The following is a 25,638-nucleotide window of genomic DNA, read 5'->3' on the forward strand; positions in this document are numbered from 1 at the left end:
GGCCTTCGCGTCGAATTTTCGTGCATCGTCCACCAAGCTCGGAAGAAAACAGAAATTAAATGCGAAGGCTCTGCTGCCGGTGGCCGTTTGCGGGACTGTCGGCCGGAGGGACCCGGCCGCCAAGCCTACAGGGACGTATTTACGGCGCGTCCAGTAAACGGCCACCGGCAGCAGGGCCGCCAGGAACGCACTTACAGGCACCACTATCAGCCCTAACGGACACAAGATGCAGCCGGCCAAAATCCCCTACTTCGAACGCCCCCTGTTCTTCTTCGACCAGACCCGCTTCCGCAAGGCCCTGGCCGAGGGCGCCAAGCCGGCGCTGGAGATCTTCAAGGATGCCGTCGGCGGTGCCGACAGCCAGATGGCGGAGCGCTTCCGCGAGGGCGAGGACGTGCGCACCCTGGTGCACGAACGCGCCCTGTTCGTCGACTGCCTGCTCCACTACGCCTGGCACCAGTATGACTGGCCCGGGGGCATCAGCCTGCTGGCGGTGGGCGGCTACGGACGCGGCGAGCTGCACCCCCACTCGGATATCGACCTGCTGATACTCACCGACGGCACCAATACCGGGAGCGGCAGGGCCCCGGACACCATCGACAATATCGAGCGCCTGGTCGCCTTCCTCTGGGACCTGGGCCTGGATATCGGCCATTCGGTGCGCTCCATCGATCACTGCCAGGAGCTGGCCGCCGAAGACATCACCGTGGCCACCAACCTGATGGAGTGCCGCACCGTCGTCGGCGACGACAGCCTGCGCGAGCGGCTCGCGGTGAAAATGACGCCGGACAAACTGTGGCCCGCGGATGAATTCTTCGCCGCCAAGTACGCCGAACAGCGTGAGCGCCACAACAAGCAGCAGGCAGCCGAATACATCCTCGAGCCCAATATCAAGAACGCCCCCGGCGGCCTGCGCGATATCCAGACCATCGGCTGGGTGGCCAAGCGCTACTTCCAGGTGCGCACGCTCAAACAACTGCAGGGCAAGGGCTTTTTCACCGAGGAGGAGTTCGCCATCCTGCAATCCGGCGAGGATTTCCTCTGGCGCGTGCGCTACGGCCTGCACCTGCTGGCCGGTCGCGCCGAGGAGCGGCTGCTGTTCGACTACCAGCGCGAGCTGGCGAAGCAGTTCGGCTACACGGACAGCGGCACCCAGCTCGCCGTCGAGCAGTTCATGCACAACTACTACCGCATCGTGATGGCGCTGCGCGAACTGAACGATGTACTGCTGCAGTTCCTGGACGAGGCCATACTGCAGCGCGGCAAGCGCCAGACGGTCACCCCGATCAACGAGCGCTTCCAGCTGCGCGACAACACCATCGAGGTCACCCAGACCCGCATCTTTACCGAACAGCCATCGGCGCTGCTGGAAATCTTCGTGCTGATGGCGGAAAACCCGGAGATCGAGGGCGTGCGCGCCGCCACCATCCGCCTGATCCGCGAACACCGCCACCTGATCGACGACCGCTTTCGCTCTGACGCGCGCAATGCCGAGCTTTTCATGCAGCTGCTGCGTTCGCGCCGGGGCCTCTCTACCCAGCTGTCGCGCATGACCCGCTACGGCATTCTGGGGCGCTACCTGCCGGAGTTCGGCCAGGTGACCGGCCAGATGCAGCACGACCTGTTCCATATCTATACGGTGGATGCCCACACCTTGCAGGTGGTGCGCAATATGCGCAGTTTCCGCAGCCCCGAGGCCTGGCAGAAATTCCCCATCGCCGCGGAAATCCTCTCCCGCCTGCGCAGCCCGGAACTGCTCTACATCGCCGGCCTCTACCACGACATCGCCAAGGGGCGCGGCGGCGATCACTCCAAACTGGGCGTCGTCGATGCTGACGCCTTCTGCCGCCGCCACCATCTGCCCGCCCGCGACCGGCGCCTGGTGTGCTGGCTGGTGGAGAAGCACCTGCTGATGAGCCAGGTGTCGCAGAAACAGGACATCACCGACCCGGAAGTGGTGCACGATTTCGCCCGCGAAGTCGGCGACCGCGAGCATCTGGACTATCTCTACGCGCTCACGGTGGCCGACATCAACGCCACCAACCCGGAGCTGTGGAACAGCTGGCGCGCCAGCCTGATGCGCCAGCTCTATCAGTCCACCCAGCGCGCCCTGCGCCGCGGCCTCGAAAACCCGATCGACCGGGAGGAGATCATCGAGGAGACCCGCAGCCAGGCCCGCAATATGCTCCGCGCCATGGGCCTGCCGGTGGCCTCGGTGGAGGACATCTGGGCGCAGATGGGCGAGGACTATTTCGTGCGCGAGAGCGCCGACAATATCACCTGGCACACCGCCGCGATTCACCAGCTGCAGTGCGCCAGCGAAAAGGGCGAGCAGAAGGACACCCTGGTGCTGACCCGCAACTCGGGCCCCGGCGAGCACGACGGCGCCACCGAGGTATTCGTCTACACCCCGGACAGGGCGAACGTCTTTGCCGCAGTGGTCACCGGCCTCGACATGCTCAACCTGAACATCCACGACGCGCGCCTGTACAGCTCCGCCGCCGGCTACACACTGGACACCTTCTACGTGCTGGACGAATCCGGCCAGCCGCTGCTGGACGAGCCCCACCGCCTGGAGCAGATTCGCAACACCCTGCAGCGGGAGCTGGCGCTGGTCGAGGACTACTCGAAGATCATCCAGCGCAGAACCCCCAGGCGACTGAAGATGTTCGAGCTGAAAAGCCGCGCCCACCTGTCCACCGAACCCGGCGATCACTACAGCACCCTGGAGATCACCAGTGCGGACAGGCCGGGGCTGCTGGCGCGTATCGCGCGCATCTTCATCGCCCACGACCTGCGCCTGTACAACGCCAAGATCTCCACCCTCGGCGAAAGGGTCGAAGATATATTCCACATTACGGATGCCGCCGGGCGACCGCTGCTGGACGAGACTGCCAACCGCCAGCTGGAAGAGGCCATCTGCCGCGAGCTGGACGCCCACCAGGTCAAACAGCAGCGGTCCTGATAACCTGAGAACAGCCAGTCGCACGAGCAACAAGAACAAAGCCTATGAACCCGAATCTGGACCAGTTGCAGCCCTACCCCTTCGCCAAACTGGCGGCGCTGAAACAGGGGCTCACGCCGGCGGACAAACCCCATATCGCCCTGTCCATCGGCGAACCCAAACACGCGCCGCCACATTTTGTACGCGACGAGCTGATCGACAACCTCGACAAGCTCTCGGTCTACCCGGCCACCAAGGGCATAGACCAACTGCGCGAAGCCATCGCCATCTGGCTGCAGCAGCGTTTTCAGCTGGAACATGTCTGCGCCGACACCCAGATACTGCCGGTCAACGGCACCCGCGAAGCCCTCTTCGCTTTCGCCCAGGCGGCGGTGTCGCCGGGCAGCAATGTGCTGATGCCGAACCCCTTTTATCAGATCTACGAGGGTGCCGCGCTGCTCGCCGGCGCCACCCCGCACTTCGTCAACTGCAGTGCCGCGACCGGTTTCAAGCCGGACTTCGCCGCGATTCCGGAACAGGTGTGGCGCGACTGCGAGCTGCTCTACATCTGCACGCCGGGCAATCCCACCGGGGCGCTGCTCGACGCGGATGATCTGCGTGCGCTGATCGAACTCGCGGACCGCTACGATTTCACCATCGCCTCCGACGAGTGCTACTCGGAACTCTACTTCGACGAAGGCCAGCCGCCGATCGGGCTGCTGCAGGTTTGCGAACAATTGGGTCGCAAAGACTTCCGCCGCTGCGTGGTATTTCACAGCCTCTCGAAGCGCTCCAACCTGCCCGGCCTGCGCTCCGGCTTCGTCGCCGGCGACGCCCGGATACTGGAAAAATTCCTGCTCTACCGCACCTACCACGGCTGCGCCATGCCGCTGCCGAGCCAGTACGCCTCCATCGCCGCCTGGCAGGACGAGCAGCACGTACGGCATAATCGCGCGCTTTACAAAGAGAAATTCGCGGCGGTACTCGAAATTCTCGACGGCTGCCTGGAGGTACAGCAGCCGCAGGCGAGCTTCTACTTATGGCCACGGGTAGGTAACAGAGAGCGCAGCGGCGAGGACTTCGCCCGCGAGCTGTTCCGCCAGCAGAACGTAACGGTGCTCCCCGGCGCCTTCCTCGCCCGCGAGGCCGGTGGCATCAATCCCGGCCGCGATTATGTGCGCATGGCGCTGGTGGCGACGCTGGAGGAATGCATCGAGGCGGCGCAGCGCATCAAAGAATTTTGCCAGTAGACGCACCTGTCGCGGCCATGGGCCGCTCCTACAGGTGGCGAAATGCGCTTTGTAGGAGCGGCCCATGGCCGCGACAAATTTGCCGGGAGCAAATTTGAACGCCGAAGGCGCCCGTCGGGTGAGCGCCAGGGATGGCGTGAATTAGCGATATCAGAACAAGTCACGAAAAATGTCAGCAAAAAACCTACTCAAAAAGGAGCGGGTAGAATTCATCCTGCAGAAACTGGAGGACCTCTATCCGGAAACCCCGGTACCACTCGACCACAAAGACCCCTACACGCTGCTGGTCGCCGTGCTGCTCTCCGCCCAGTGCACCGACGAGCGTGTCAACCAGGTCACCCCGGCGCTGTGGCAGCTGGCGGACAATCCGCAGGACATGGCCAGGGTACCGGTGGAGAAAATCCAGGCAGTGATCCGCCCGTGCGGCCTGTCGCCGCAGAAATCCAAGGCGGTCAGCAAGCTGTCACAGATACTGGTCAACGAATACCACGGCAAGGTGCCGGAGAACATGGCCGCGCTGGAGACACTGCCCGGTGTCGGCCACAAGACCGCCAGCGTGGTCATGGCGCAGGCGTTCGGCCACCCGGCCTTCCCGGTGGACACCCACATCCACCGACTGGCACAGCGCTGGGGGCTGACCAGCGGCAAAAACGTGACGCAGACGGAAAAGGATCTCAAACGCCTGTTCCCGCGCGACAAATGGAACAAGCTGCATTTGCAGATTATTTTCTACGGCCGCGAGTACTGCAGTGCGCGCGGCTGTGACGGCACCGTGTGCGAAATCTGCACCACCTGCTACCCGAACCGCAAGAATCCGAAGAAAACCAAGAAGGCCTGATTGTGACTGATTCCTCGATTGTTCCCTCTATTACCCTCTACGGCATCAAGAACTGCGACACCGTCAAGAAAGCCCGCAAGTGGCTGGAGAACAACGGGATCGACTATCACTTCCACGATTTCCGCGAGGACGGCATGGAATCTGTACCCCTCGCGGACTGGCTGAAAAACTTCGGCTGGCAGGATGTGCTGAACCGCCGCTCCACCAGCTGGCGCGCACTCAGCGACGAACAGAAGAACACCATGGACGACAAAGCCGCGCTGACCGTCGCCAGCGAAACTCCCACCCTGATCAAGCGCCCGGTCACCGTCGCCGGCGGCAAAATACGCTTTGGCTTCAGGGAAGCCGAGTTCGCAGAATTCAACAAGTAAGAATGCAGCGCCCCTATTAGTTGGTTCGGCTAGTTCGGCGCAGTCCCTATCGAATAAGGAGTTAAGACAGATGAGTGAAATTTACAGCATTGGTTTCGGTGTCGGCACCTGCAACAGCAACGGCGAATGGCTGGAAGTCTACTACCCGCAGCCGCTGTTCAAACCGAGCGCGGACGTAGCCGCAGCCGTTAAAGAAACTCTGAAGATCGACGGGGGCAATCACAGCCTGGCACTGGACCCGGCGCAACTGCAGCCGCTGGCGGACAAGCTCGCCGGTGCGGGCGCGAATGATCAGGCGGATATCCTCAGGCAGTTCGCCAGCAGCCAGCGCCCCCTGGTGGCCGTGGTGCTTACCAGCGACGAGGCACCGCAATCCGTGCCAGAGGCCTACCTAAAGCTGCACCTGCTCTCCCACCGCCTGGTGAAACCGCACCAGACCAATCTCGACGGCATCTTCGGCAAGCTGGTCAACGTCGCCTGGACCAACCAGGGTGCCATCGATCTCGAGGAACTGCCGCAGCGCCAGCTGGAGGCGCGACTCAAGGGCGAGCATTTGGAAGTAGCCTGCGTGGACAAGTTCCCGAAGATGACCAACTACGTCGTGCCCGCCGGAGTGCGCATCGCCCACACCGCGCGGGTGCGCCTCGGCGCCTACCTGGGTGAAGGCACCACCATCATGCACGAGGGCTTCGTCAACTTTAACGCCGGCACAGAGGGCCCGGGCATGATCGAGGGCCGTATCTCCGCGGGCGTCTTCGTCGGCGCCGGCTCCGATCTGGGTGGCGGCAGCTCCACCATGGGCACCCTGTCCGGAGGCGGCAACATCGTCATCTCCGTCGGCGACAACTGCCTGCTCGGCGCCAACGCCGGCATAGGTATCCCGCTGGGCGACCGCTGCACCGTGGAATCCGGTCTTTATGTCACCGCTGGCACCAAAGTGGCGCTGCTGGACGACAGCGGCAAATTGGTCGAACACGTTAAGGCGCGCGACCTGGCCGGCAAGTCCGACCTGCTGTTCCGCCGCAATTCCACCAGTGGTGCGGTGGAGTGTTTGACCAATAAGAGTGCAGTTGAGCTGAACGCCGCTTTGCACAGTAACTGACCGTCGGAGCATCTTTTGGAAACTCCGTAGCGGATTGTGGAGCGGTCCTGCTACCGGTGGCCCTTTGCGGGACACGCCGTGAATACGTCCCTGTAGGCTTGTCGGCCGGGTCCCTCCGGCCGACAGTCCCGCAAAGGGCCACCGGCACCAGGACTTTCTCATTTAACCCCGCAGTTCTTCCAGCTTTTCTTTGCGAAGGGCCGATTGAACTCGAAATTTCAATGCGAAGGCGATGCTACCGGGATTCGTTTGCGGGACTGTCTGCGAGAGGGACCTCGCAGACAAGCCCCTAGGGATGGGTTCACGGCGTGTCCCGCAAACGAATACCGGTAACAGCGCCGCCCCAAAACCCGCTACGGAGCTCCAATCATAAGATACGCTACTGGCACATAAGGAATTATCCAAATGACCCCCACAGTACAATTGGCCAGCGACCTGATCCGCCTAAGATCCGTCACCCCGGAAGACGCCGGCTGCATGCCGCTGATGATCGAGCGCCTCGAAAAAATCGGCTTCGAGACTACCTGGCTGCGCCGCGGCGACACCGACAACTTCTGGGCCGTGCGCAACGGCCAGGCGAAAGGCCCGCTGTTCGCTTTTGCCGGCCACACCGATATCGTTCCCACCGGTCCTGAGGAAAACTGGCAGCACCCGCCCTTCGAGCCGGTGATCGAAGATGGCTACCTGTACGGCCGTGGCGCGGCCGATATGAAGGGTTCGCTGGCCGCCATGGTGGTGGCTTGCGAAGAATTTGTAGAAAAGCACCCAGACCACTCGGGGCGCATCGCCTTCCTGATCACGAGCGACGAGGAGGGCCCGGCCCACAACGGCACTGTCAAGGTGGTTGAATGGCTGGAGGAACAGGGCGAGAAAATTGATTGCTGCCTGGTGGGCGAGCCCTCCAGTACCGAGCGGGTCGGCGACGTGATCAAGAACGGCCGCCGCGGCTCCCTCGGCCTCGAACTCACCATCTTCGGCGTGCAGGGCCATGTGGCCTACCCGCACCTGGCGGAAAACCCGATCCACAAACTGGCACCGGCGCTGGCCGAGTTGGCCGCCGAAGAGTGGGATCAGGGCAACGATTTTTTTCCGGCTACCAGTTTTCAGGTATCCAACATCAACGGTGGCACCGGCGCGACCAACGTGATTCCCGGGGACGTGAGGGTGGTGTGCAACTGGCGCTTCTCCACCGAAACCACCGCGGAACTGCTGGAAGAGCGCGCGCGCAAAATCCTCGACAAACACGCCCTCAAATACCAGGCCGACTTCAAGCTTTCCGGCCAGCCGTTCCTGACCGCGGCAGGCCCGCTGGTTGAGGCCGCGCAGGCGGCGATCCGCTCAGTGACCGGCGAAGCCACGCAGCTCTCCACCGCCGGCGGCACATCGGACGGCCGCTTTATCGCCCCCACCGGCGCTCAGGTCGTAGAGCTGGGCCCGGTGAACGCAACGATTCACAAGGTGGACGAGTGCGTGAAGGCGGTGGACCTGGACAGCCTGAAGGATATGTACAGAGAGATACTCGCAAGGCTGCTCGTGTAATTGCTGTAATCCGCTGTAAGCGCATTCGCTTGTCCCGGCGAATGCGCTTTTCCATAATATGGAAAACAACCAAAACAGGGACGATTGATGCATTACATTCGAGTATTCCTTCTCGCATTCCCGTTTTTTCTTTTTTCTCCCGCAGCCACCTGCAACAGTCCGGTGCCACTGCAGGACCTGATCAAACACGCCGATATCCAGCAGGTGAAAATTTCCCCAAAGGGCACACACCTCGCTGTGCGCCAGCTGTACGAGGGAGAACACATGCTGGTCTTCATGTCCCTGAAGCCCCTGAAAATCACCGGGCACCTGCGCTTTCGCGGCAAAGAGGAAGTCGGCGATTTTTACTGGGTTAACGACGAGCGCGTGGTGGCCGAGATCATCTCCCGCAAAGCCGCTCTGGATGCGCCAGTCAATTACGGCTCCCTTTTCGCCATCGATTACGACGGTTCCAGGGGAAAGAATATATTCGGTTGGGCTGCGGGCGAACGGCAGACGGGATCGAGAATAAAGAAAGCGGAAAGTACCTACGCCCATGCCATCCTGATCGACACTCTGCCAGGCAACGACAATGAGATAATGGTTTCCACCTATCCCTGGGCGCGGGACTGGGAGAGCCGCGGCGAAGTCTACCGTATCGATATCTACACCGGTGTCAGGGACAGGGTTACCGGCCTGCCCCAGGTTGGGGGCCGCGCGTTTACGGACGGAAACGGCAACCTGTTGTTTGCCAATGGCACCGACCGCAACGACGATTATCAGCTCTTCCGGAAAGACAAGGTGGGCTGGAGCCGGATCGAGGACCCGATGCTGCAGCGCGGCACGCCGGTTGGATTTGACTCGCAATCCGGCGAGGTCTATCTCGTACTGGACCGGAAGGGGCAGACGGAGCAACTTGTCAAATTACACCCCGACGGCAGCCAATACAAACCGATGTTCGAGCACGAATTAACCGACATCAGTGGCATTATTCACCACCCCGTGACCGATAAACCACTGGGCGTTTACCTGCATCCCGATTACCCGGAAGAATATTTTTTCGATGAGGGTGACGGCTTTGCGCCTTTTTTCCGCGGATTGAAAGAGGCCTTTGACGGCTACCGTATTTCTTTTACCAGTTTTACCGAAGACGGGGCCAAAGGAATCTTGAAGGTCCACGGGGACCGTCTGCCCGGCGACTACTTCCTGGTTGATATGAAGTCCAGAAAGGTGGACTTCATATTGTCTTCCTCCGAATGGCTGGACCCGAAAAAGCTCAACCCCATGCGCGCCGAATCGTTCACTAGCGCGGATGGGCTGCGTATCGGTGTCTACCTCACTTTCCCCAGGAATATGACGGAACAGCTGCCAATGGTGGTAGTGCCCCACGGCGGCCCCCACTCGCGCGACTATTGGGGGTACGACCGTCAGGCACAGATCCTGTCCCAGCATGGCTACCTGGTGCTGCAGGTCAATTTCCGCGGTTCTACCGGTTACGGCGATCATTTCTTCACCGCCGGCCGGCGCCAGTGGGGTCGGAACATTCAGCGGGATATCGCCGACGCCGCCAACTGGGCTATTGAAAAGGGATACGCGGATCGCGAGCGCATCTGTATTTTCGGTGGCAGTTTTGGCGGCTATTCAGCATTGATGAACCCCATTCGCTATCCAGACCTGTATCAGTGCGCCATCGGCTATGTGGGCGTCTATGACCTGCAGATGATGTACGAGAAAGGCGACATCCAGCGCCGCGACCGCGGAATCTCCTATCTCCAGCGCGAGCTGAGCGAGGACGAGAAGTTCCTGCGTGCGAACTCACCGCTGCACAACACCGATAAACTCGACCTGCCACTATTCATTGTTCACGGCGAACAGGACGAGCGGGTACCGGTAGAACACGCAGAGGCGCTGCTGGAACAGCTGGAGCGAGACAGCAAGCGGGTCAAAACCCTGATAGTGGCAAACGAGGGGCACGGCTTTTACAGCGAGGCAAATAACCTGCGCCTGTACACAGAATTACTCGGGTTTCTCGATCAGCATATCGGCGTAGGCGCGGCGGAAAGGCGTACGGGCAAATAGAAAGAGGGCCGGCCCGCGACAGTCGGCCTCAAATGGCGCCATTTCAGTTCCAGCGGGAAAAAAATCTTCTCCGCCGGAAGCCGTCATTGTTATCCGGAGCGCAATTTGGTTATTCTCGACCCCTGAAAAAACAAGGGGGGCCGAACCCATGTATCATTTTCTGCGAATATTCTCCGCACTCCTGCTGAGCGCGTCCGCGTTTGCCACAACGGAAACACCAAAATTCGATTACGATGACGTATTCAGCCTGGAATACGCGGACGATCCTCAGTTCAGCCGCGATGGAGATACGATTTTTTATGTCCGCAATTTTATGGACAAAATGGCGGACCAAGGACGTTCAAACCTGTGGCGCATAGATAGCGATGGCGACAACAACCGGCCTTTGACCTCCGGCAATTTCAGCGACCGCTCGCCACGCCTGTCACCGGATGGCAAAGTTCTGGCTTTTGTGAGTGACCGCAGCGGCTCCGCACAAATTCATCTGCTGTGGCTGGACAACGGCCAGTTCCTGCAAATATCCCACCTGCCAAAACCACCGGCCAGCCTGGAGTGGTCACCTGACGGCTCCAGTCTCGCCTTCTCGATGTTTGTGCCGGAGGAAAAGCCGCTGCCGGTGAAATTACCGGGCAAACCGGAAGGGGCAGAATGGGCTGAGGGGCCCGTGTTTATCGATCGAGCGACCTATCGGGCCGATGGGCGCGGCTATCTCAAACAGGGCCACACACAAATATTCGTCATGTCCCGCGACGGTGGTACCCCAAGGCAGCTCACCAACGGTGAATTCGACCACTCCGGCACACTCAGCTGGAATCGCGATGGCAGTGCGATTTACTTCTCCGCCAACCGCCACGCGGACCACGAACTGGAGCCGGGCAATTCGGAAATTTACTCCGTCGAGCTGAGTAGCCGTGAAATTACCCAGGTCACCTCCCGCTTCGGGCCGGATTTTGAGCCGCAACTGGCACCCAACGGCGAGTCTCTCGCATATCTGGGTTTCGACGACAAACATCTCGGCTACCAAAATGTCCGACTGCACCTGCTCGACCTGGAGAGCGGTGAGACCACTCTGGTTGATACCGTTGAGGATCGCAGTGTCAGCCAGTTCAAGTGGCTGGCGGACAGCAAAAGCATCGCCTACACCTATGACGACCACGGCAGCACCAAGGTCGCGATCAAACGTCTCGGCGGCAGTGAAAAAACGCTGGCCGCCGATGCCGGAGGACTGTCGCTGGGCCGGCCCTATGACGGGGCGGATTTCGATGTATCCCGCAACGGCACTGTCACCTATACCCGTACCAACGGCCTGCACCCTGCGGAGCTGGCCGTAATCAGAAGCGGCACACCGGATCAGCTGACGAGCCTCAACCGCGACCTGCTGCCCTTCCGCAATATGGCGCAGCTTGAGGAAATCAACTTCAAGTCCCGCCACGACGGCCGCGAGATCCAGGGCTGGGTGGCCTATCCGCCCGGCTTCAATCCCGACGAAAAATATCCCCTGCTACTGGAAATTCACGGTGGGCCCTTCGCCAATTACGGGCCGAGATTTGCCGCGGAAATCCAGCTGTACGCAGCCGCTGGCTACGTTGTGCTTTACATCAATCCGCGTGGTTCCACCAGTTATGGACAGGAGTTTGCCAACCTGATTCACCACAACTACCCGAGTGAGGATTACGACGATTTGATGTCCGGCGTCGACGCACTGGTGGACCAGGGGTATATCGACGAAGATCAGTTATACGTGACTGGCGGCAGCGGCGGCGGAACACTGACCGCCTGGATCGTCGGAAAGACGAACCGCTTCCGCGCTGCGGTGGTTGCCAAGCCGGTGATTAACTGGGAGAGCTTTGTACTGACGGCAGACTATTCGCGCTTTTTCACCAAGTACTGGTTTTCCGCCATGCCCTGGGAAAAGCCGGACGAGTATCGCCGCCGCTCCCCGCTGACCTATGTGGGTAATATCAGCACCCCCACCATGCTCCTCACCGGCGAGCAGGACTACCGCACCCCTATTTCAGAAACCGAACAGTTCTACCAGGCGCTGAAACTGCGGCAGATTCCCACGGCCATGGTTCGTCTACCCGGGGCCTCGCACGGCATTGCCGCGCGCCCAAGTCAGTTGATCGCCAAGGTTGCTTCAATTCTCTACTGGTTCGATCTGCACAGGCCTGAAGAAAGAGACACGCAGCTGGCTGAGCATGGCCGCAAGGCGAAGACTTGAAGATTCACGCTGAAAATTCAGCCGGGGAAGTAAAAGAAAGGACAGGAAGTCAGATCCAGGGAGCGCAAGGGCAAACAGCCCTGCGCTCGCTTTGATTTCTAGTGCAGCGGCCCGCGACCGCCACTATGACCGCCACCGTGATCATCCTGCGGCACCTCTTCAAAGGCATGGGTCAGTACAAAGTAGTAAACCACCTGCGGCTGCCCCTGGACCTCTGCGACCAGATCAAAATTGTATTCACCCTTCTCGCCGGGGGTGATCTGCACCGAGGTCACATGCTCGGGCTCGATAAACAGCTCTGCCACCGGGCGCTTGCCGCGCATCACCTGCACGAGCAGCGTGCGCACATCCTCCTCGCCAAAGCGCCAGTGATAATCGTCGTCATCGTAGACGACCGCATCGGTGGTGCCGGCGCGCACAATGCAATTCGGGTGTTCTGTCAGCCAGGGCCAGAATTCCTGGAACGGGATGGAGTTCTTCATCTGCTGATCAGTCATCCAGATCTACCACGCTGTCCGCGCCGCCGTCGAATTGGAATTCGTCGGCAATTTGCCTGCACCAGCGATTCAGACGATCGGCCGTCAGCTCTTCCTGCTGATCCTCGTCGATGGCGAGGCCGACAAACATGCCCTCACCCTCGATCTCGGCCTTGGATGCTTCAAATTCGTAGCCCTCGGTGGGCCACTGGCCGACGATGGTCGCCCCATTGGCCACGATTACATCGTGCAGCATGCCCATGGCGTCGAGGAAGTAGTCGCCGTAGCCAAACTGGTCGCCGAGGCCGAACAGGGCCACTGTCTTGCCGGTGAAGTCGATTTCCTGCACATCCTCCCAGAATTCCTCCCAGTCGGACTGGATCTGGCCGAAGTCCCAGGTGGGGATCCCGAAGATCAGCTGCTCATAGTCGGCGATTTCAAGCTGGGTCACATCGGCGATGTCGTGGACGTCCACCCGCTCCTCCCCGAGGCGGGCACGGATGCGCAAGGCCACCGCCTCGGTATTGCCCTCATCACTGCCGTAAAACAAGCCGATTTTGCTCACAATCACTCCTATTCGCCCGCAAACAGACTGCTACTTTCACCATCGAGCGGCGGCGTATTCTCCCAGCAATGGCGGGGCGCGGCAAGCTGAGGGGGCAGTGCTCGCGGGCGGGTCGCGTTGGAGGTTGGAATTGCAGGGGCGAACCTGGAGCCCGCGCATGGCGGGCCTTTGGCCCAGATGCCGAACCGGGGCTGGCGCTCCCGGCAAAAAAGCCCCCGCAAGCGGGGGCAAGGGGTTACGAATCTACCGGGCCCTTGGGGTAGAAAGGTGCCCGATCGATCGCACAGGAGACGGGGTTAGGGCTTCTGTTCTTCCTGCCGGCGCTCAGCGCGCTTCTGGCGGCGCTCTTTCCAGCGCTCCTCGCGCTCGGCCTTCAACTGCTCCAGCTTGGCTTTCTGATCGGGGGTCAGAAGCGCCTCAAACTCTTTGCGGTGCTGCTGCATTTCCTGCATTTTGGCAACCTGCAGCTTGCCCAGTTCAGCACCGAGCTTGTCGAGGGTCGCCTGATCTGCGCCGGAATCAATGGCTTCGCGCAGCTGCTCGTGCAGTGCCCGCATCTGCTCGCGCTGCGCCTTGCGGGCCTCGCGGTTGGCCTCGCGATTGGCCTTGAGCTGCGCCTTCTGGCCCTCGGTCAGATCGAGTTCCTCGGCCATCTGCTCAAAAAAATGTCCCTTGAAGTGGTGCGGGCCCCCGTGGTGATTATCGCCACCGAAGGCCAGAGTCATTCCGGGCGCGGCCAGTGCGCCAGCCAATACCAGGCTGCTCGCCATTGCTTTCCAGTTTTTCATCGACGCTTCCTCTTGTTTGGTGTCGGTAGCTGCATAGTAGGATCGCGCCGTGTAAAAAGGGGCTAACCGCGGTAAACATTTGTTAAGAACGGTTAAAAGCCGGTGTGGCGGTCGTTATCGGCGCCGGGCCTTTGCATATAATGGCTGCACGCAAATTGAGAGTTCCCTATGAGCCGTATCCTGTTAGTCGACGACGACACAGAACTGACCGATCTGCTGCAAGAGTTCCTCACCGGCGAGGGCTTCGAGATCACCGTGGCCAACGACGGTGGCCGCGGCCTGGAACTGGCCCAGAGCCAGAACTTTGACGCCCTGGTGCTGGATGTGATGCTGCCGGTGCGCAACGGTTTCGACCTGCTGCGCAAGCTGCGCGAGGAGGCGTCACCGGCCAGCCGTTCGCTGCCGGTACTGATGCTCACCGCCAAGGGGGACACCGTCGACCGTATCGTCGGCCTGGAGATGGGCGCCGACGACTATCTGCCGAAACCCTGTAACCCCCGCGAACTGGCCGCGCGCCTGCGCGCCGTATTGCGCCGCGGGCGCGCGGAGCCAGAAGAGACAGACGACAGCCTGACCAGCGGTCCGCTGCGCCTGCTGCCTCAGGAGCACCAGGGCTACTGGAACAACCAGCTGCTCTCCCTGACCGGTGCTGAATTTGCGGTACTCAGGGTGCTGGTGCAGCACGCCGGTGAGGTGGTGAGCAAGGAGGTGCTGACCGAATCTGCGCTGGGACGCAAGCTGATGCCCTACGACCGCTCCATCGATGTGCATGTCAGCAATATCCGCAAGAAGCTCGCCGAACAGGGCGCCAGCCGCGACCTGATCATCAATATCCGCGGCGCCGGCTATATGTTGACGCAGAGCAAGGGCTAGGCCGGGGCGATTATGCGCAGCCTCTTCTGGAAAATGTTCTTTGGCGCCTGGATCACCGCGGTGGTGATGGTGGTGGCGGCAATTTACATCACCCACTTCGGTGAATTCGGCGACCCGCGCCACGAGGAGCGCATGGAGGGCCCGGCGCTGTTCCGCGAGGTGGTGCACAATATGCGCCGGACCCGCCGCCACGGCCCGGAACACTTCCAGCACTGGCTGGAGCGCCAGCCGAAGAAGGTACAGAAGCAGGTGTTCGCCATCGACCAGCACGGCCGCGAGCTGCTCGGGCGCAACCTGCCGCAGAGCATGGCGCCGCTGTTCGCCAGCCTCAATTACCGCAACCGCGAATCCCATATGCTGGTGGACAAGAAGCCCACCGTCGGCTTCTTCCTGCCCCTGCGCGGCGGCGACAGCCTGCGAGTGCTGCTGATTGCCGGCCACAGCAAGGAGGGGCTGTTGCTGCGCTTCCTGTGGCGCAATTTCTGGCCGATGCTGCTGCTGTCCATGCTCGCCTCCGGTGCCGCCTGTTACTGGCTGGCCCGCTACCTCAGCCGGCCCCTCGACCAGCTGCGCGCCGCGACCCGGCGCGTCGCCGCCGGTGAGCTGGACTACCGCGTCGCCCCGGGCCTGCACAGCCGCAGCGACGAGCTGGCCGACCTCGCGCGGGACTTCGATTCCATGACCGCACAGCTGCAGGAATCCATGGCGGAACAGCGCCGGCTGATCAAGGACGTGTCCCACGAGCTGCGCTCACCGCTGGCGCGGCTGCAGGTGGCCCTCGGCATAGCGCGGCAAAAGCAGGTGCCGGGGCTCGACAAGGAGCTGGACAAGATCGGCAAGGCCGCCGACTACCTGGAGGACATCATTGCCGATGTGCTGTCCCTGCCGGTCGCGGGTCAGGATCGGCGACCGCTGGACGACGTGGTGGAAATCAACGGTCTGATGGCGGCGCTGGTGGAAGACCTGAAGGCCGAGGCCCAGGAAAAGGAGCTGCGCATCGACGTGGCCGGCAGCGGCGGCGAGCTGCTGGTCGCCACCCGCGGCAGTTCACTGACGGCGGCACTGGAAAACATTCTGCGCAACGCCATAAAGTACAGCCCGGTTGGCGGTCGGGTATCCATCACTCTCGATGATGAAGCGGGCCGCGGCCGAGTGCGCGTCATCGACTCCGGCAGCGGCGTCGCCGAAGATGAACTCGCGGCGATTTTCCGCCCCTTCTACCGCACCGACAGCGCCCGCACCCGCGAAAGCGGCGGCTTCGGCCTCGGTCTCGCCATCGCCCAGCGCACCATACTCCATCATGGTGGCACCATCAGCGCCAGCAACGCACCGGTGGCAGGACTCTGTGTCGAAATCCACTTGCCCCTGCTGGAACTCAATGATTGATGCCACAGCGCAGAGATTGATAATTGTCTGTCGATAACTGATGATTGCCGTACGGCCGCGGTTCGAGCCTTCCCCAATAACAAAAGGGCCCCGCTATGCGCTGGATACTCTACGTTCTGATTTTCCTGGCACTGCTGGTACTCGCCGGATTTATGTTCCCGCGGGAGGTGACGCTCGAGCGCAGCGTCTATATCGCCAAGCCTCCGGAGGCAGTCTTTCCCTACGTTAACGACTTCCGCAATTTCAACAGCTGGTCGCCCTGGCACCAGCTGGATCCGAATACCCAGTACGAGTACAAAGGCCCGCAAGAAGGCACCGGCGCCGTGATGAGCTGGACCAGCGAAGATCCCAATGTGGGCAGCGGCAGCCAGACCATTACCGCCAGCGAACCCTATTCACTGGTGCGCACCGCGCTGGACTTTGGCGAGCAGGGCAATGCCACCGCAGAGTTCCGACTGCGCCCCCAGGACAGCGGCACCAATATCACCTGGCAATTCAACACCGATATGGGCGCCGGCCCCATCGGCCGCTGGATGGGGCTGCTGGTGGAAAAAATGGTGGGGGAATCCTACGAGCAGGGACTCACCAAACTGAAGAACCTGGTTGAATCGGAAGCGACGGCCCCACAGCCGATGGATGAAATGGACAACGGCACCGATACCGAGCTGCCGCCGGGCGCGGATGACGCCATGGAAGCGGACCCGGAAGGTATGGACTCGGAGATGGAAGACCAGAGCCTGGAAGAGGAGGGCGAGGAGCCTGTAGAGGAGAACCACTGAAGGGAGAACCACTGAAGCCGCGACGGCACACATAAGAAAGCCCGCAAATGCGGGCTTTTTTGTTGCGGGTCAGTCCGGCTGCGATTTGCTCCGGCGCGCCGCCGGCACCGGCGACTTGCGGAGCTTGCGGCGCTGGCGCTGCAGGTTTTGCTTTTCCACCTGGGTCAGCGGGCGCTGGCCCAATTTCGGCAGCCCCGCCGTCACACAGAGATCGTCGATTTCTGCCGGTTCCATTTCGATCCACTGACCGACGCGCACATGGGACGGAATAAACACACTGCCGTAGCGCACCCGCTTCAGGCGGCTGACGCGCACCCCCTGGGACTCCCACAGACGCCGCACTTCGCGGTTGCGCCCCTCCATCACCACGCAATAGAACCAGCGGTTCTTGCCCTCGCCGCCACTCTCGACGATATCGGTAAAGCGCGCTGCGCCGTCCTCCAGCAGTACGCCGGTCAACAGCCGCTTCTTCATTTCGTCGTCGACCTCACCCTGAATGCGCACCAGGTATTCGCGGTCGATCACCGACGACGGGTGCATCAGTTTGTTGGCCAATTCGCCGCTGTTGGTAAACAACAGCAGGCCGCTGGTGTTGAAATCCAGGCGGCCGACGGAAATCCAGCGTCCGGAGCCCAGGCGCGGCAGCCGGTCGTAGACGGTGGGCCGCCCCTCGGGATCGTGGCGCGAGCAGATCTCGCCCACCGGCTTGTTGTAGAGAATCACCCGGCAGCGGTTTTCTTCCGTCGCCGGCAGGCGCCGGCCGTCAAACTCGATGCGGTCCTCGGCAGAAACCCGCTCACCCAGCTCCGCCACCTCGCCGTTCACGGTTACCCGGCCGGCCTCTATTGCGCGTTCCATCTCGCGCCGCGAACCGAGGCCGCTGCGCGCCAGTACTTTCTGCAGTTTTTCGCCCGCGGGCGAAGTGCCGTCACTCATGGGGTGGTGTATTCCGCTTGCGGTTCTTCCCGGGTTTCGCCATCTGTATCGGCGTCACCGGAAACGGCGTCATCGGCAGCGGCAAAGTCGCCAACCGGGGCCTCTTCGGTACTCTCTTGGGTACTAACTTCGGCACTCACTTCAGTGCTTTCTACAAAATCGTCGCCATCGGCAAACATGCCACTCGGCGGCAGTTCTGCGAAGAGCGTGCCGTCTCGCTCTGCTTCGCGTTCTGCAACATCCAGCTGTTCGATTTCAGCGCCCTGTTCACTTTCGGCAGCGCTGAAATCGACCAGGGTTGCCGCCTCCGGATCCATGTCCGCGTCATCCGGCAGTGAAACTTCGTCTTCGCGCGGCGCTTCTACAGCCGTTTCCAGCGAGATCTCTGCAACCGCGGCGTCTTCATCCTCTACGCTGGCAACCTCGGCTTCCGGCACCGGCACCTCGGTATCTGTATCGGTGTCGGTATCGAAGTCGGCTTCTGCGTCATCGCCCTGCACCAGTGCATCGCCTCCGCGCTGATCCAGATCCAGAACCTGGTTCAGACTGTCGATATCGCGAATCTCCGCCAGGGTCGGCAGGTCGTCCAGGGTGCGCAGATTGAAGTAGTCGAGGAATTCCTTGGTGGTCGCGTAGAGCGACGGCTTGCCCGGCACATCCCGCTGGCCCACCACCTTGATCCAGCCGCGCTCGGACAGGGTCTTGACGATATGCGAGCTCACCGCCACGCCGCGGATCTCTTCGATATCGCCGCGGGTGATGGGCTGGCGGTAGGCGATGATCGCCAGTGTCTCCAGGATCGCGCGGGAGTACTTTTGCGCCTTTTCCTCCCACAGGCGGTTCACCCAGGGCGCCAGATCCTCGGGCACCTGGAAGCGCCAGCCACTGGCCACCTGCTTGAGCTCGAAGCCGCGCTCGGCACAGCTGGCGGCGATCTGATCCAGCACTTCCTTCAGTTCGGACTTTTCCGGGCGCTCGCCCTCGTCGATCAGCGACAGCAGCTTGTCCTCGGAGAGAGGCTGGCCCGCGGCCAACAGTGCGCCCTCAACGATGCGGCGCAGTAATTCCGGAGCGATTGTCATTTCTTTACTCTAATCCACCTGCCCCGGATCTGCCGCGCAGGCCCGGGGCGCCAATTACTCAAACTTGCTCTCAGGTCGGCGCCAGCTCGGCCGCCTGCTCTTCGTATTCGTAGTCTTCGCCGTCGTCGGCCTGTCGCGGCTCCTGGCCGGCGGCGCGCACATGAATCGGGCCAAAGGCCTCGTTCTGCACCAGCTCGACCAGGGATTCCTTGACCAGCTCCATCACCGCGAGGAAGGTGACCACCACGCCGAGGCGCCCCTCCTGCACCGAGAAGAGGCTGACAAAGGGCACAAACTGGCGGTGGCGGATCCTGTCCAGCACCTGGGTCATGCGCTCGCGGGTGGAAAGTTTTTCCCGCTCCACCTGATGGCTCTCGAACATGTCCGCGCGCCGAAGCACATCGGCCAGGGCCACCAGCACTTCTTTCAGGTCCACGTCGGGATCGGGACGGGTGAGATTGCGATCCGGACTCTGTGCGCTGGCCTGGTGGATCTCGCGACCCATACGCGGTATTTCGTCCATATCCTCCGCGGCGGCCTTGAAGCGCTCGTACTCCTGCAGGCGGCGGATCAGTGCCGCGCGCGGGTCTTCGCCCTCTTCCTCCTCCGCTTCCGGCGGGCGCGGCAGCAGCATGCGCGACTTGATCTCGGCCAGCATCGCGGCCATGACCAGGTATTCCGCCGCCAGCTCAAAGCGTATCGCCGTCATCATCTCCACATAGGCCATGTACTGGCGGGTGATGTCGGCGACATTGATCTCGAGAATGTCGAGGTTCTGGCGGCGGATCAGGTACAGCAGCAGGTCCAGGGGGCCCTCGAAGGCCTCCAGGATGACTTCCAGTGCATCCGGCGGGATATAGAGGTCGGAGGGCAGCTCGGTGTATGCCTGGCCCTGCACCATGGCGAAGGGCATTTCGCCCTGGCGCGGGGACGGGCCGGCCGGTGCTTCCGCAGGTTGCCCGGCGCCGCTATCGGCTGCCGCCACCTCGGCCAGCACCTGCTCTTCCACCTCGGCTAGTAACTCTTCGCTGGACACTCTGCCCCACCCTCAACAGCGCAAACGCGCGATTATACATCAGTGCCCGGCGCTTCAGCCCAGGATTTCGTCGATGGGGCCACACCCCTGGCGGATCAGCTCCGGCTCGTCACCGGTCAGGTCCACCACAGTCGTGGCTTCCAGGCCGCAGAATCCACCGTCGATCACCAGCTCCACCTGGTGCTCCAGGGTGTCGCGTATATCGTAGGGGTCGGTGAGCGGCTGATCGTCACCGGGCATGATCAGGCTGCAGCTCATCAGCGGCTCGCCCACAGCCTCGATCAGGGCCAGCGCTATCGGGTTGTCGGGCACGCGCAACCCGATGGTCTTGCGCTTCGGGTGCACCAGGCGTCGCGGCACTTCTGTGGTGGCGGGCATGATAAAGGTGTAGGGTCCGGGGGTGTGGTTTTTCAGCAGGCGGAACATCTGGTTGTCCACCTTCGCGTAGCTGGCCAGCTCGGACAGATCGCGGCACATCAGCGTGAAGTTGTGCTGCTTGTCCAGCTGGCGCAGCGCGCGGATACGCTCCACCGCCAGTTTCTCCCCCAGGCGGCAGCCGATCGCGTAGGCGGAATCCGTGGGAAAAACGATCACACCGCCACCGGCGACGATATCCGCCGCCTGACTGATCAGACGCCCCTGAGGATTGTCCGGGTGAATCTGGAAAAACTGCGCCACAAATGCCCCCCCATAAAAACAATGGTTTGAATGTTTCTCGCCCGAACTCCGTCGCGCGTTTCCGGGCGACCCTGGTGCCGGTGGCCGTCCGCTCAACAGCCTTATCGGCAAATGTTTCCCGGACGGCCACCGGCACCAGGGCCTTCTCACTGAACCGCAAAAATTCTATTCGAGCCCCGAGCCCCGAATCTCGTCAAGTGTGCCACAGTTTCCACACCGGCTCGACGCCCTCGGGGAGGCGCGCACAGCCGAGTTCGCGCCAGGGCTGCTCCGGCTGGTGGAAATCGCTGCCGACGGAGCAGTGCACATGTGACCGGCCGGTTTCGGCAGCCACGGATTCCAGCAGCTGGCGCAGTTCGCGGGTCTGCACCGGGTTCTGGCGGCCGCACAACAGCTCGACCGCATCCCCGCCCGACCCGAGGAAATCGCCCAGCAGGCGCCGCAGCAGGGTACGGGTCAGGCCGTATTTCAGCGGGTGTGCCAGCACGGCGCTGCCGCCGGCCGCCTGGATACTGGCAATGGTTTCCTCCAGCTGCGGCCAGTCCACCTTCACATCCCCCACCTTGCCCGCGCCGAGGTAGCGCTTGAAGGCGCGCGCACTGTCCTCCACATGGCCGGCCTGTACCAGCCAGCGGGCAAAATGCGGGCGGCCGATTACCCCGTCGCCGGCCAGCCTGCGCGCGCCCGCCAGGGCGCCGGCAAAGCCGCGCTGTTCCAGTCGTTCGGCGATGCGCTCGGCGCGCTCCCGGCGCAGCCGCTCGCGCAGCGCTATGGCTTCGCGCAGTTCGGTGGACGTCGGGTCGACATTGAGGCCGACGATATGTATCTGGCGCCGGCCCCAGCGGCTGGAAAACTCGATTCCCGGCAGAACAGAAACGCCCAACTGGTCACCGGTTTGCCGCGCCTCGGCCAGTCCGCCCAGGGTATCGTGGTCGGTAAGCGCCAACAGGGTCACGCCCTGAGATTTCGCCCTCGACACCAGCTGTGCAGGGCTTAAAATACCGTCTGACGCGGTGCTGTGGCAGTGGAGGTCCACCAGGTCCAGATCCGCATCTTCTGACAGGGCTTTCAATACCAGGCTCTCGCTCAGATTTACACTCGATCGGGTAGTGACACCCGGTTTGAACATTAGCCCGGCATCGCTGTCACAGCGGCGCCGGGCGGATTCAGGGATAAGGCCCCGACCAGCGACCTGCCAGTGCAAGTCCTCGGGTACCAGAGTCTGACAGCGGCACCGTCAGCCGGGAAGCTATTTTGAATACTAGGGCCGTTATCCTTTACGGCCCGGCAAAAAGTTTCCAGCGGGCATTATCACCGGAACCAGGCATGACCGAAACCAACCCGACCACTTCAGTTACCGGGCAGCAGCCGAAGAAAGAGAGCCTTCAGCCGAGCGTTGAAAACGCCCAGCCGAAGAAAGAGAGCCTGCTGGCCAATCTGCTGCTCAATATCGTGATTCCCACGCTGATCCTGACCAAGCTGTCCGGAGACGACTGGTTGGGCACCAAGTGGGCGATTGTCGTGGCGCTGGCATTCCCGCTGCTCTACGGCCTGCGCGACCTGTTGCAGTCCGGCAAGGTCAATTTCTTCTCCGCGCTGGGTATCATCAGCATCCTGCTGACCGGCGGCATCAGCCTGCTGGAGCTGGACGCGAAGTACATTGCGATCAAAGAGGCGGCGATTCCCGGCCTGCTCGGTATCGCCACGGTGGCCTCGCTCTATACGCGCTGGCCGCTGGTGAAGACCCTGATTTACAACGACAGGATCCTCGACACCGCGAAGATAGCGCGGGTGCTGGCCGGCAACGGCAACGAGAGCGCCTTCGAGCGCACCCTGCAGCAGGCGTCGTGGATGATTGCCGGCTCCTTCTTCCTGTCTTCCACGCTGAATTACATCCTGGCCGAGGTGCTGCTGCAGAGCCCGCCCGGCACCGAGGCGTTCAATGAGGAACTGGGCAAGATGACCGCACTCAGCTTCCCGGTAATCGCGCTGCCGGCGACCATTATCCTGATGCTGGTACTCTTCTTCCTGTTCCGCCGCATCGGCAAGCTGACCGGCCTGAAGCTCGAAGAAATCATGGTCCAGCAGTAATCAACAGATTCCGACAACATCCGATAAGAGCATAAATTACACATGTGGTACGCCATCATCAGCGAGGATGTCAAAGACAGCCTGCCATTGCGCAAGGGCGCGCGCGCCGATCACCTGGCCCGGCTGAACCGCCTCAAGGATGAGGGGCGACTGCTGATCGCCGGCCCGCACCCGGCGATCGACAGCGAGGATCCGGGCGAGGCCGGTTTTACCGGCAGCCTGGTAGTCGCGGAATTTTCTTCGCTGAAAGAGGCCAAAGCCTGGGCGGACGCGGATCCCTATGTGGAAGCCGGTGTCTATGCCTCCGTAACCGTGAAGCCGTTCAAACTCGTGCTTCCCTGATTCCGACAACACGATCAATCGATAAAAAATCTGTATCACAATGATGAAACAACTGACCGGTCTTACTGCCGCGGCACTTTTCGCCATCAGCGGCCCCGCCAGCGCCCTGGGCGCGGACACTCGCTACATCACCGACCAGCTGCACGTGCCCATGCGCTCGGGCAAGGGGAACGAATTCCGTATCCTGCACAGCGGCCTTCCCAGTGGCACCAAGCTCGCACTGCTGGAGGACGCGCCGAGTGACGGCTGGTCCCGGGTGCGCACCTCCGACGGCAAAGAGGGCTGGGTGCGCCGTCAATACCTGGTGTCCGAGCCGGTGGCGGAAGTCAAACTCAAGAAGGCCGAGGCCGACCTGGCGCGCTTTGAGGAAATGGACCTCGGCGGCGAGGTGCGCCGCCTGGAAGCGGAAAACCTGCAGCTGAACACCGCGCTGAGCACCGAACAGGAGAAGTCCCAGCAGCTCGCCGAGGAGTTGAAGCAGCTGAAATCACTGTCCGCAGATACGGTGGCGCTCAACCAGCGCCACCAGAAACTGCTGCATCAGCACGAACTGTTGAAGCAGGAACAGATAATGGCGGAGGCGGAAATCCAGCGCCTGTCCGGCAGCGACACCCAGAAGTGGTACATGTACGGGGCGCTATCGGTTGGCCTGGGTGCTATCCTCGCCATGATCGCGCCGCATATGCGTCCGCGCCGGCGTCGCTCGGAGTGGGCGAACTGAGTTCGGAACGCTGAATGCGGATTGCGGCATGCGGAATCCATCCGCAGCCGCGCAGGTTGGGGGGAGCTTTGCGAACCCCAACAAGAAATAAGAGACAAGGACGATGCGCAGACTGACCACTCTTTTTTTGACTTGCCTGCTCGCCCTCCCGGCGCTGGCCGACAACCCCCGGGTCGAACTGAAGACCGACCTGGGCACCATCCAGGTAGAACTTTTCCAGGACAAGGCCCCGGCGACGGTCGGAAATTTCCTCGCCTATCTGGACAGCGGCTTCTACAACGGCGTGATCTTCCACCGGGTGATCCCCGACTTTATGGTGCAGACCGGCGGACACACCTTCGACTTCCAGCTCAAGGAAACCCGCGGGGAGGTGGTCAACGAATCCGCCAACGGCCTGCAAAACCTGCGCGGCACCCTCGCCATGGCGCGCAAGGACGATCCGGACAGCGCCACCTCCCAGTTCTTCATTAACCTCAAGCACAACAGCCACCTGGACGCCGCCGAGGACAAACCGGGCTACACCGTGTTTGGCCGGGTGACCCAGGGCATGGACGTGGTGGAGAAGATCGTCGCGGAACCCCGCGGCCTCTATCGCGCCTTTCCGCAGGCGCCCAACGTGCCGGTGCGCATCCTCACCGCCAGGCGAATCGATGGCGATGCCGTCGCCAGCGAGAACCGGGGAGAGTAAGCGGTGATAGCTCTCAGCGTGAATCTCAACAAAATTGCCCTGATTCGCAATTCCCGCGAGGGCAACTATCCCGACGTGCTGGCGCACGGCCGCATCTGCCTGGACGCGGGCGCGCAGGGGCTGACGGTACACCCGCGCCCCGACCAGCGCCATATCCGCCCCGGTGACGTGCGCCAGCTCGCCGAACTGTGTCGAGGGTGGGATGGCGTGGAGTTCAATGTGGAGGGCAATCCCTTTGCCGAGCCGCTGCAGGACTATCCCGGACTGATGCGCCTGGTAGAGGAAACGCAGCCGGACCAGTGCACGCTGGTGCCCGACAGCAACGACCAGCTCACCTCGGACCACGGCTTCGATCTCAAGCGCGACGGTGCGCGCCTGGAGCCGCTGATTGCCCAACTCAAAGATGCCGGCATCCGCGTCAGCCTGTTTATGGATCCGATCCTGGACCAGATTGACCTCGCCAAAGCCGTGGGCGCAGACCGCATCGAACTCTACACCGGCCCCTATGCCGAAGCCGTGGCGCGGCAGAGCGAGACATTGGAGGCCATCTTCGCCGCCCACTGCGCCGCCGCCGAACACGCGCGCCAGCTGGGCCTCGGCGTCAACGCGGGCCACGACCTGAACCTGATCAACCTGCCCCGCTACCGCACCCTGCCCGGCCTGCAGGAAGTGTCCATCGGCCACGCCCTGACCGTGGACGCGATCAATATGGGGCTGGATAACGCCGTCACCGCCTATCTCAACTGCCTCAGCGGCAAATAGGAATCGAGTTTCTGGGCTCGCTCGCGGGCGCAAAGCAGGATTTCCGTCTTGTGGGAGCCTGCCCTGCAGGCGATTGCAATGCCGCAAGTTAGTACCTGCATTATCGCCAGCA

At 61.9% G+C, this 25,638-nt stretch carries 24 protein-coding genes; 16 read left to right on the plus strand and 8 right to left on the minus strand.

Features of this window, described 5'->3' with window-relative positions:
* Nucleotides 1–226: 226 nt before the first annotated feature.
* The 8 genes from RRF64_RS05530 (at nt 227) to RRF64_RS05565 (ending at nt 12,323) form a co-directional block, all read left to right on the plus strand.
* Nucleotides 227–2,965 carry a [protein-PII] uridylyltransferase gene (locus RRF64_RS05530; RefSeq protein WP_323844822.1) on the plus strand — a complete coding sequence of 913 codons (2,739 nt, stop codon included), beginning with the start codon at nt 227–229 and terminating at the stop codon, nt 2,963–2,965.
* Nucleotides 2,966–3,009: 44 nt separating this feature from the next.
* Entirely contained in the window at nt 3,010–4,194 is a 1,185-nt protein-coding gene (gene dapC, locus RRF64_RS05535; protein WP_323844823.1) for a succinyldiaminopimelate transaminase, read from the plus strand.
* A gap of 169 nt (nt 4,195–4,363) precedes the next feature.
* Nucleotides 4,364–5,032: an endonuclease III gene (gene nth / locus RRF64_RS05540; protein ID WP_323844824.1), complete on the plus strand. Its 669-nt coding sequence runs from the start codon at nt 4,364–4,366 to the stop codon at nt 5,030–5,032.
* A 2-nt stretch (nt 5,033–5,034) separates the two neighbouring features.
* A complete protein-coding gene (locus RRF64_RS05545) occupies nt 5,035–5,403 on the plus strand; it encodes an ArsC family reductase (RefSeq protein ID WP_323844825.1) in 369 nt (122 codons plus the stop codon).
* A gap of 70 nt (nt 5,404–5,473) precedes the next feature.
* Nucleotides 5,474–6,505, plus strand: a complete 1,032-nt coding sequence (gene dapD / locus RRF64_RS05550; RefSeq protein WP_323844826.1) for a 2,3,4,5-tetrahydropyridine-2,6-dicarboxylate N-succinyltransferase — start codon at nt 5,474–5,476, stop codon at nt 6,503–6,505.
* Nucleotides 6,506–6,910: 405 nt separating this feature from the next.
* Nucleotides 6,911–8,044, plus strand: a complete 1,134-nt coding sequence (gene dapE / locus RRF64_RS05555) for a succinyl-diaminopimelate desuccinylase (protein ID WP_323844827.1) — start codon at nt 6,911–6,913, stop codon at nt 8,042–8,044.
* Between the two features lie 162 nt (nt 8,045–8,206).
* Nucleotides 8,207–10,102 (plus strand): alpha/beta hydrolase family protein, encoded by a 1,896-nt coding sequence (locus RRF64_RS05560; RefSeq protein ID WP_323844828.1) that lies wholly within the window; start codon nt 8,207–8,209, stop codon nt 10,100–10,102.
* Between the two features lie 148 nt (nt 10,103–10,250).
* Nucleotides 10,251–12,323 (plus strand): S9 family peptidase, encoded by a 2,073-nt coding sequence (locus tag RRF64_RS05565; protein ID WP_323844829.1) that lies wholly within the window; start codon nt 10,251–10,253, stop codon nt 12,321–12,323.
* Between the two features lie 98 nt (nt 12,324–12,421).
* On the opposite strand, the gene RRF64_RS05570 is transcribed toward RRF64_RS05565, so the two are convergent.
* From RRF64_RS05570 to RRF64_RS05580, 3 genes are all read right to left on the minus strand, one after another.
* The gene (locus RRF64_RS05570; RefSeq protein WP_323844830.1) at nt 12,422–12,820 is read right to left on the minus strand and encodes a hypothetical protein; all 399 of its coding nucleotides are present in this window, start codon (nt 12,818–12,820) and stop codon (nt 12,422–12,424) included.
* The gene (locus tag RRF64_RS05575) at nt 12,813–13,364 is read right to left on the minus strand and encodes a flavodoxin (protein ID WP_323844831.1); all 552 of its coding nucleotides are present in this window, start codon (nt 13,362–13,364) and stop codon (nt 12,813–12,815) included. Before RRF64_RS05575 ends, RRF64_RS05570 begins: the two co-directional genes overlap by 8 nt.
* 296 nt (nt 13,365–13,660) lie before the next feature.
* Nucleotides 13,661–14,152 (minus strand): Spy/CpxP family protein refolding chaperone, encoded by a 492-nt coding sequence (locus RRF64_RS05580; protein ID WP_323844832.1) that lies wholly within the window; start codon nt 14,150–14,152, stop codon nt 13,661–13,663.
* Between the two features lie 168 nt (nt 14,153–14,320).
* Between RRF64_RS05580 and RRF64_RS05585 the strand changes: the two genes are divergently transcribed.
* The 3 genes from RRF64_RS05585 to RRF64_RS05595 all read left to right on the plus strand — a co-directional run bounded on the left by RRF64_RS05585 (nt 14,321) and on the right by RRF64_RS05595 (nt 17,190).
* Nucleotides 14,321–15,025 (plus strand): response regulator transcription factor, encoded by a 705-nt coding sequence (locus RRF64_RS05585; protein WP_323844833.1) that lies wholly within the window; start codon nt 14,321–14,323, stop codon nt 15,023–15,025.
* Between the two features lie 12 nt (nt 15,026–15,037).
* Complete coding sequence (locus RRF64_RS05590) at nt 15,038–16,411, plus strand: ATP-binding protein (protein ID WP_323844834.1); 1,374 nt, start codon at nt 15,038–15,040, stop codon at nt 16,409–16,411.
* A 95-nt stretch (nt 16,412–16,506) separates the two neighbouring features.
* Nucleotides 16,507–17,190: an SRPBCC family protein gene (locus tag RRF64_RS05595; RefSeq protein WP_323844835.1), complete on the plus strand. Its 684-nt coding sequence runs from the start codon at nt 16,507–16,509 to the stop codon at nt 17,188–17,190.
* 69 nt (nt 17,191–17,259) lie between these two features.
* Here RRF64_RS05595 and rluB read toward each other — a convergent pair whose 3' ends face one another.
* The 5 genes from rluB to RRF64_RS05620 all read right to left on the minus strand — a co-directional run bounded on the left by rluB (nt 17,260) and on the right by RRF64_RS05620 (nt 21,994).
* The gene (gene rluB, locus RRF64_RS05600) at nt 17,260–18,126 is read right to left on the minus strand and encodes a 23S rRNA pseudouridine(2605) synthase RluB (RefSeq protein WP_323844836.1); all 867 of its coding nucleotides are present in this window, start codon (nt 18,124–18,126) and stop codon (nt 17,260–17,262) included.
* Nucleotides 18,123–19,208, minus strand: a complete 1,086-nt coding sequence (scpB, locus tag RRF64_RS05605; RefSeq protein ID WP_323844837.1) for an SMC-Scp complex subunit ScpB — start codon at nt 19,206–19,208, stop codon at nt 18,123–18,125. The genes rluB and scpB overlap by 4 nt, the downstream gene beginning before the upstream one ends.
* A 70-nt stretch (nt 19,209–19,278) precedes the next feature.
* Complete coding sequence (locus tag RRF64_RS05610) at nt 19,279–20,193, minus strand: segregation and condensation protein A (RefSeq protein WP_323845600.1); 915 nt, start codon at nt 20,191–20,193, stop codon at nt 19,279–19,281.
* Nucleotides 20,194–20,298: 105 nt separating this feature from the next.
* Complete coding sequence (locus tag RRF64_RS05615; protein WP_323844838.1) at nt 20,299–20,922, minus strand: L-threonylcarbamoyladenylate synthase; 624 nt, start codon at nt 20,920–20,922, stop codon at nt 20,299–20,301.
* Nucleotides 20,923–21,115: 193 nt separating this feature from the next.
* Nucleotides 21,116–21,994 carry a PHP domain-containing protein gene (locus tag RRF64_RS05620; protein ID WP_323844839.1) on the minus strand — a complete coding sequence of 293 codons (879 nt, stop codon included), beginning with the start codon at nt 21,992–21,994 and terminating at the stop codon, nt 21,116–21,118.
* 254 nt (nt 21,995–22,248) lie between these two features.
* On the opposite strand from RRF64_RS05620, the gene RRF64_RS05625 reads away from it, so the two are divergent.
* The 5 genes from RRF64_RS05625 (at nt 22,249) to RRF64_RS05645 (ending at nt 25,526) form a co-directional block, all read left to right on the plus strand.
* Nucleotides 22,249–23,013 (plus strand): VC0807 family protein, encoded by a 765-nt coding sequence (locus tag RRF64_RS05625; RefSeq protein ID WP_323844840.1) that lies wholly within the window; start codon nt 22,249–22,251, stop codon nt 23,011–23,013.
* Between the two features lie 42 nt (nt 23,014–23,055).
* Nucleotides 23,056–23,355, plus strand: coding sequence for a YciI family protein (locus RRF64_RS05630; protein ID WP_323844841.1), 300 nt, complete (start codon nt 23,056–23,058; stop codon nt 23,353–23,355).
* Between the two features lie 40 nt (nt 23,356–23,395).
* Complete coding sequence (locus RRF64_RS05635) at nt 23,396–24,076, plus strand: TIGR04211 family SH3 domain-containing protein (RefSeq protein WP_323844842.1); 681 nt, start codon at nt 23,396–23,398, stop codon at nt 24,074–24,076.
* 103 nt (nt 24,077–24,179) lie between these two features.
* Nucleotides 24,180–24,764: a peptidylprolyl isomerase gene (locus RRF64_RS05640; protein WP_323844843.1), complete on the plus strand. Its 585-nt coding sequence runs from the start codon at nt 24,180–24,182 to the stop codon at nt 24,762–24,764.
* A gap of 3 nt (nt 24,765–24,767) precedes the next feature.
* On the plus strand, nt 24,768–25,526 hold the full coding sequence (locus RRF64_RS05645) for a pyridoxine 5'-phosphate synthase (RefSeq protein ID WP_323844844.1): 759 nt from the start codon (nt 24,768–24,770) through the stop codon (nt 25,524–25,526).
* Nucleotides 25,527–25,638: the final 112 nt, after the last annotated feature.

Origin of the sequence: Microbulbifer magnicolonia (assembly GCF_035117725.1) — a bacterium.
Taxonomy (GTDB): domain Bacteria; phylum Pseudomonadota; class Gammaproteobacteria; order Pseudomonadales; family Cellvibrionaceae; genus Microbulbifer; species Microbulbifer magnicolonia.